The sequence below is a fragment of the Photorhabdus namnaonensis genome (assembly GCF_001684335.1).
GTDB classification, from domain to species: Bacteria; Pseudomonadota; Gammaproteobacteria; order Enterobacterales; family Enterobacteriaceae; genus Photorhabdus; species Photorhabdus namnaonensis.
In genome coordinates, this window is sequence record NZ_LOIC01000030.1 from 1 (window position 1) to 6,558 (window position 6,558).

The following is a 6,558-nucleotide window of genomic DNA, read 5'->3' on the forward strand; positions in this document are numbered from 1 at the left end:
TACATCGTTAGGATCAAGATCCATTTTTAACACAAGGCCAGTTTTGTTCAGCGGCTTGTATGGGCCAGTTAAAGAATTAGAAACATAACCAAGCATGTAAATATCGTTAGACGTAATGCCGTCAATCGTCATTTTTGATCCGCGGGAGTCAGTGAACAGGTACCATTTGCCGTTCATTTTAAAGACGTTCGCGCGTTCAATTTCATCTGTTACTGTGTTAGATGCAATCAGCGGTTTCATCACTTTTTTCAGTGTGTAATCATCGTTTAGCTCAATCATACCGAGAGCGCCGTTTGCTAACTCAGCCGTGCGTTTTTTATCGCTTTGCAGAAGTTTTTGACTTTCTTGACGGAAGAATGATGTGCTTTTGCCATAGTATGCTTTGTTAAATAAAGATTCTTCGCCTTGGTAGCCATCTTCAGTTCCAGTGTTTGCTTCAAATACTAAGTATTTGTGGCCTTTATCTTCTACGTAGTGAGGATCTCTCAGCGTATGGTTGTCGCCTGAGCTGTAGTTGCCTTCATCGATGAACTGCTGTACATTTTGATACGTTTTTCCGTCACCGTCAAAGATTGATTTATAATCCTCTACACCGTTGATGTTCAAAGAGCTGTCTGATGCTGATACGTTAACTTGTGCAGTTGTCAGTGTTTGTTTGCCGTAATGTTTACCGGAGAAATCAGTGTAGAATAAACGGATTTTTCCGTCAGATGTAAATGTGGCTGAACCTGACCATTCTTGTGTTTGGTCTTTTAGGATAGAATCATTTGCATCGAATTTGTCGCTGTCTTTAAAGACGCGGCCAGCGTTTTTCCAGCTGTCAATAGAAGTTTCGCCGACTTTTTGATAGAACATGTAAATCGATGTGTCATCCGCATTTTTAGGATCTCCGGCTAATGCAAAGACGATGTGGTAGCCGTGATAGTTTGCGACAGTGCCGTCAGCGTTTTGTAATGGCCAGCTGTCCCAAACGTCCAGGCCTATCGATGCATAATGTGCCTGTCAAATGGACGAAGCAGGGATTCTGCAAACCCTATGCTACTCCGTCAAGCCGTCAATTGTCTGATTCGTTACCAATTATGACAACTTGACGGCTACATCATTCACTTTTTCTTCACAACCGGCACGGAACTCGCTCGGGCTGGCCCCGGTGCATTTTTTAAATACCCGCGAGAAATAGAGTTGATCGTCAAAACCAACATTGCGACCGACGGTGGCGATAGGCATCCGGGTGGTGCTCAAAAGCAGCTTCGCCTGGCTGATACGTTGGTCCTCGCGCCAGCTTAAGACGCTAATCCCTAACTGCTGGCGGAAAAGATGTGACAGACGCGACGGCGACAAGCAAACATGCTGTGCGACGCTGGCGATATCAAAATTGCTGTCTGCCAGGTGATCGCTGATGTACTGACAAGCCTCGCGTACCCGATTATCCATCGGTGGATGGAGCGACTCGTTAATCGCTTCCATGCGCCGCAGTAACAATTGCTCAAGCAGATTTATCGCCAGCAGCTCCGAATAGCGCCCTTCCCCTTGCCCGGCGTTAATGATTTGCCCAAACAGGTCGCTGAAATGCGGCTGGTGCGCTTCATCCGGGCGAAAGAACCCCGTATTGGCAAATATTGACGGCCAGTTAAGCCATTCATGCCAGTAGGCGCGCGGACGAAAGTAAACCCACTGGTGATACCATTCGCGAGCCTCCGGATGACGACCGTAGTGATGAATCTCTCCTGGCGGGAACAGCAAAATATCACCCGGTCGGCAAACAAATTCTCGTCCCTGATTTTTCACCACCCCCTGACCGCGAATGGTGAGATTGAGAATATAACCTTTCATTCCCAGCGGTCGGTCGATAAAAAAATCGAGATAACCGTTGGCCTCAATCGGCGTTAAACCCGCCACCAGATGGGCATTAAACGAGTATCCCGGCAGCAGGGGATCATTTTGCGCTTCAGCCATACTTTTCATACTCCCGCCATTCAGAGAAGAAACCAATTGTCCATATTGCATCAGACATTGCCGTCACTGCGTCTTTTACTGGCTCTTCTCGCTAACCAAACCGGTAACCCCGCTTATTAAAAGCATTCTGTAACAAAGCGGGACCAAAGCCATGACAAAAACGCGTAACAAAAGTGTCTATAATCACGGCAGAAAAGTCCACATTGATTATTTGCACGGCGTCACACTTTGCTATGCCATAGCATTTTTATCCATAAGATTAGCGGATCCTACCTGACGCTTTTTATCGCAACTCTCTACTGTTTCTCCATACCCGTTTTTTTGGGCTAACAGGAGGCTAGCATGCAATCAACTCTCCCAATAATCAAATGGCGCAATATATTACAAACAGGACAGTATCGAAAATACGATATCTCCAGTACTCAACCGGAAACTGAAAATTGGACCACGTTAAATAACATTAAGTTACCAGCGAGTTTTCAACGAAAAGAGTGCCTACCGGGATTACTCTTTTCACACGTCCGGTCAACTCCTTGGGCTACAGCAGTCATCCACGGTGAAGAGCGACTCAGTTATTTGGAAATGGCAATTGGCAGTGTGCATCTGGCCTGCTATCTGCAAAACTTGGGATGTTTAGCGGGTGATTGCGTCGGCATATTTGTTGAACCGTCGATTGAGCAGATGATCGGAGCTTGGGGAACTCTTTTTGCCGGTGGTGCGTATCTGCCATTGTCTCATGATTATCCAGAGGAACGACTTCGTTACATGATCCACGATAGCAATCTGAAAATTATATTTACCCAAGAAAAATTAAAGGAAAAATTGGTCAGGTTGGTTGCAGAAAATATCCATATCGTGACTCTTGAAGACGTAGATAAATCATTAGAATCCAGTGCCATTACCTGCAACATCCTCCATGACTACCTTAGCCCAGATAACTTGGCCTGCAGATTTAAATGTTTAAACGGCGCCTCTAGAGGTACCGCATGCGATATCGAGCTCTCCCGGGAATTCCACAAATTGTTATCCGCTCACAATTCCACATGTGGAATTCCACATGTGGAATTCCCATGTCAGCCGTTAAGTGTTCCTGTGTCACTCAAAATTGCTTTGAGAGGCTCTAAGGGCTTCTCAGTGCGTTACATCCCTGGCTTGTTGTCCACAACCGTTAAACCTTAAAAGCTTTAAAAGCCTTATATATTCTTTTTTTTCTTATAAAACTTAAAACCTTAGAGGCTATTTAAGTTGCTGATTTATATTAATTTTATTGTTCAAACATGAGAGCTTAGTACGTGAAACATGAGAGCTTAGTACGTTAGCCATGAGAGCTTAGTACGTTAGCCATGAGGGTTTAGTTCGTTAAACATGAGAGCTTAGTACGTTAAACATGAGAGCTTAGTACGTGAAACATGAGAGCTTAGTACGTACTATCAACAGGTTGAACTGCTGATCTTCAGATCCTCTACGCCGGACGCATCGTGGCCGGATCCAGCCGACCAGGCTTTCCACGCCCGCGTGCCGCTCCATGTCGTTCGCGCGGTTCTCGGAAACGCGCTGCCGCGTTTCGTGATTGTCACGCTCAAGCCCGTAGTCCCGTTCGAGCGTCGCGCAGAGGTCAGCGAGGGCGCGGTAGGCCCGATACGGCTCATGGATGGTGTTTCGGGTCGGGTGAATCTTGTTGATGGCGATATGGATGTGCAGGTTGTCGGTGTCGTGATGCACGGCACTGACGCGCTGATGCTCGGCGAAGCCAAGCCCAGCGCAGATGCGGTCCTCAATCGCGCGCAACGTCTCCGCGTCGGGCTTCTCTCCCGCGCGGAAGCTAACCAGCAGGTGATAGGTCTTGTCGGCCTCGGAACGGGTGTTGCCGTGCTGGGTCGCCATCACCTCGGCCATGACAGCGGGCAGGGTGTTTGCCTCGCAGTTCGTGACGCGCACGTGACCCAGGCGCTCGGTCTTGCCTTGCTCGTCGGTGATGTACTTCACCAGCTCCGCGAAGTCGCTCTTCTTGATGGAGCGCATGGGGACGTGCTTGGCAATCACGCGCACCCCCCGGCCGTTTTAGCGGCTAAAAAAGTCATGGCTCTGCCCTCGGGCGGACCACGCCCATCATGACCTTGCCAAGCTCGTCCTGCTTCTCTTCGATCTTCGCCAGCAGGGCGAGGATCGTGGCATCACCGAACCGCGCCGTGCGCGGGTCGTCGGTGAGCCAGAGTTTCAGCAGGCCGCCCAGGCGGCCCAGGTCGCCATTGATGCGGGCCAGCTCGCGGACGTGCTCATAGTCCACGACGCCCGTGATTTTGTAGCCCTGGCCGACGGCCAGCAGGTAGGCCGACAGGCTCATGCCGGCCGCCGCCGCCTTTTCCTCAATCGCTCTTCGTTCGTCTGGAAGGCAGTACACCTTGATAGGTGGGCTGCCCTTCCTGGTTGGCTTGGTTTCATCAGCCATCCGCTTGCCCTCATCTGTTACGCCGGCGGTAGCCGGCCAGCCTCGCAGAGCAGGATTCCCGTTGAGCACCGCCAGGTGCGAATAAGGGACAGTGAAGAAGGAACACCCGCTCGCGGGTGGGCCTACTTCACCTATCCTGCCCGGCTGACGCCGTTGGATACACCAAGGAAAGTCTACACGAACCCTTTGGCAAAATCCTGTATATCGTGCGAAAAAGGATGGATATACCGAAAAAATCGCTATAATGACCCCGAAGCAGGGTTATGCAGCGGAAAAGCGCTGCTTCCCTGCTGTTTTGTGGAATATCTACCGACTGGAAACAGGCAAATGCAGGAAATTACTGAACTGAGGGGACAGGCGAGAGACGATGCCAAAGAGCTACACCGACGAGCTGGCCGAGTGGGTTGAATCCCGCGCGGCCAAGAAGCGCCGGCGTGATGAGGCTGCGGTTGCGTTCCTGGCGGTGAGGGCGGATGTCGAGGCGGCGTTAGCGTCCGGCTATGCGCTCGTCACCATTTGGGAGCACATGCGGGAAACGGGGAAGGTCAAGTTCTCCTACGAGACGTTCCGCTCGCACGCCAGGCGGCACATCAAGGCCAAGCCCGCCGATGTGCCCGCACCGCAGGCCAAGGCTGCGGAACCCGCGCCGGCACCCAAGACGCCGGAGCCACGGCGGCCGAAGCAGGGGGGCAAGGCTGAAAAGCCGGCCCCCGCTGCGGCCCCGACCGGCTTCACCTTCAACCCAACACCGGACAAAAAGGATCCTCTACGCCGGACGCATCGTGGCCGGCATCACCGGCGCCACAGGTGCGGTTGCTGGCGCCTATATCGCCGACATCACCGATGGGGAAGATCGGGCTCGCCACTTCGGGCTCATGAGCGCTTGTTTCGGCGTGGGTATGGTGGCAGGCCCCGTGGCCGGGGGACTGTTGGGCGCCATCTCCTTGCTGCCTCGCGCGTTTCGGTGATGACGGTGAAAACCTCTGACACATGCAGCTCCCGGAGACGGTCACAGCTTGTCTGTAAGCGGATGCCGGGAGCAGACAAGCCCGTCAGGGCGCGTCAGCGGGTGTTGGCGGGTGTCGGGGCGCAGCCATGACCCGGGAATTACGCCCCGCCCTGCCACTCATCGCAGTACTGTTGTAATTCATTAAGCATTCTGCCGACATGGAAGCCATCACAAACGGCATGATGAACCTGAATCGCCAGCGGCATCAGCACCTTGTCGCCTTGCGTATAATATTTGCCCATGGTGAAAACGGGGGCGAAGAAGTTGTCCATATTGGCCACGTTTAAATCAAAACTGGTGAAACTCACCCAGGGATTGGCTGAGACGAAAAACATATTCTCAATAAACCCTTTAGGGAAATAGGCCAGGTTTTCACCGTAACACGCCACATCTTGCGAATATATGTGTAGAAACTGCCGGAAATCGTCGTGGTATTCACTCCAGAGCGATGAAAACGTTTCAGTTTGCTCATGGAAAACGGTGTAACAAGGGTGAACACTATCCCATATCACCAGCTCACCGTCTTTCATTGCCATACGGAATTCCGGATGAGCATTCATCAGGCGGGCAAGAATGTGAATAAAGGCCGGATAAAACTTGTGCTTATTTTTCTTTACGGTCTTTAAAAAGGCCGTAATATCCAGCTGAACGGTCTGGTTATAGGTACATTGAGCAACTGACTGAAATGCCTCAAAATGTTCTTTACGATGCCATTGGGATATATCAACGGTGGTATATCCAGTGATTTTTTTCTCCATTTTAGCTTCCTTAGCTCCTGCCCTATGGGATTCACCTTTATGTTGATAAGAAATAAAAGAAAATGCCAATAGGATATCGGCATTTTCTTTTGCGTTTTTATTTGTTAACTGTTAATTGTCCTTGTTCAAGGATGCTGTCTTTGACAACAGATGTTTTCTTGCCTTTGATGTTCAGCAGGAAGCTTGGCGCAAACGTTGATTGTTTGTCTGCGTAGAATCCTCTGTTTGTCATATAGCTTGTAATCACGACATTGTTTCCTTTCGCTTGAGGTACAGCGAAGTGTGAGTAAGTAAAGGTTACATCGTTAGGATCAAGATCCATTTTTAACACAAGGCCAGTTTTGTTCAGCGGCTTGTATGGGCCAGTTAAAGAATTAGAAACATAA

The 6,558-nt window shown here is 50.4% G+C and carries 8 protein-coding genes and 3 pseudogenes; 5 read left to right on the forward strand and 6 right to left on the reverse strand.

Features of this window, described 5'->3' with window-relative positions:
- Together sacB and araC are read right to left on the reverse strand one after the other, a co-directional pair.
- Positions 1-981: pseudogene (sacB, locus tag Phpb_RS06040) on the reverse strand (levansucrase); the annotation flags it as partial.
- Positions 982-1,077: 96 nt separating this feature from the next.
- The gene (gene araC, locus Phpb_RS06045; RefSeq protein WP_001300811.1) at positions 1,078-1,956 is read right to left on the reverse strand and encodes an arabinose operon transcriptional regulator AraC; all 879 of its coding nucleotides are present in this window, start codon (positions 1,954-1,956) and stop codon (positions 1,078-1,080) included.
- Between the two features lie 342 nt (positions 1,957-2,298).
- Here araC and Phpb_RS06050 point away from each other — a divergent pair, with 342 nt between their 5' ends.
- Entirely contained in the window at positions 2,299-3,135 is an 837-nt protein-coding gene (locus tag Phpb_RS06050; protein ID WP_065389587.1) for an AMP-binding protein, read from the forward strand.
- A gap of 216 nt (positions 3,136-3,351) precedes the next feature.
- Here Phpb_RS06050 and traI read toward each other — a convergent pair whose 3' ends face one another.
- Positions 3,352-3,999, reverse strand: a complete 648-nt coding sequence (gene traI / locus Phpb_RS23570; RefSeq protein WP_057077966.1) for a TraI/MobA(P) family conjugative relaxase — start codon at positions 3,997-3,999, stop codon at positions 3,352-3,354.
- Positions 4,000-4,033: 34 nt separating this feature from the next.
- Positions 4,034-4,405 carry a conjugal transfer transcriptional regulator TraJ gene (traJ, locus tag Phpb_RS06060; RefSeq protein WP_008832110.1) on the reverse strand — a complete coding sequence of 124 codons (372 nt, stop codon included), beginning with the start codon at positions 4,403-4,405 and terminating at the stop codon, positions 4,034-4,036.
- Between the two features lie 75 nt (positions 4,406-4,480).
- On the opposite strand from traJ, the gene Phpb_RS25690 reads away from it, so the two are divergent.
- The 4 genes and pseudogenes from Phpb_RS25690 to Phpb_RS27215 all read left to right on the forward strand — a co-directional run bounded on the left by Phpb_RS25690 (position 4,481) and on the right by Phpb_RS27215 (position 5,504).
- Positions 4,481-4,813 (forward strand): hypothetical protein, encoded by a 333-nt coding sequence (locus tag Phpb_RS25690; RefSeq protein WP_131817496.1) that lies wholly within the window; start codon positions 4,481-4,483, stop codon positions 4,811-4,813.
- Positions 4,773-4,934, forward strand: a pseudogene (locus Phpb_RS26610) (TraK family protein); the annotation flags it as partial. The gene Phpb_RS25690 and the pseudogene Phpb_RS26610, both read left to right, overlap by 41 nt.
- Before the next feature lie 232 nt (positions 4,935-5,166).
- Positions 5,167-5,349, forward strand: a pseudogene (locus tag Phpb_RS23575) (MFS transporter); the annotation flags it as partial.
- 29 nt (positions 5,350-5,378) lie between these two features.
- Positions 5,379-5,504 carry a hypothetical protein gene (locus tag Phpb_RS27215; RefSeq protein WP_276204244.1) on the forward strand — a complete coding sequence of 42 codons (126 nt, stop codon included), beginning with the start codon at positions 5,379-5,381 and terminating at the stop codon, positions 5,502-5,504.
- A gap of 8 nt (positions 5,505-5,512) precedes the next feature.
- Here Phpb_RS27215 and Phpb_RS06070 read toward each other — a convergent pair whose 3' ends face one another.
- Positions 5,513-6,172, reverse strand: coding sequence for a type A-1 chloramphenicol O-acetyltransferase (locus tag Phpb_RS06070; protein WP_000412211.1), 660 nt, complete (start codon positions 6,170-6,172; stop codon positions 5,513-5,515).
- Between the two features lie 97 nt (positions 6,173-6,269).
- The coding region (locus Phpb_RS06075; RefSeq protein ID WP_205634741.1) for a glycoside hydrolase family 68 protein at positions 6,270-6,558 on the reverse strand (289 nt) is incomplete at its 5' end.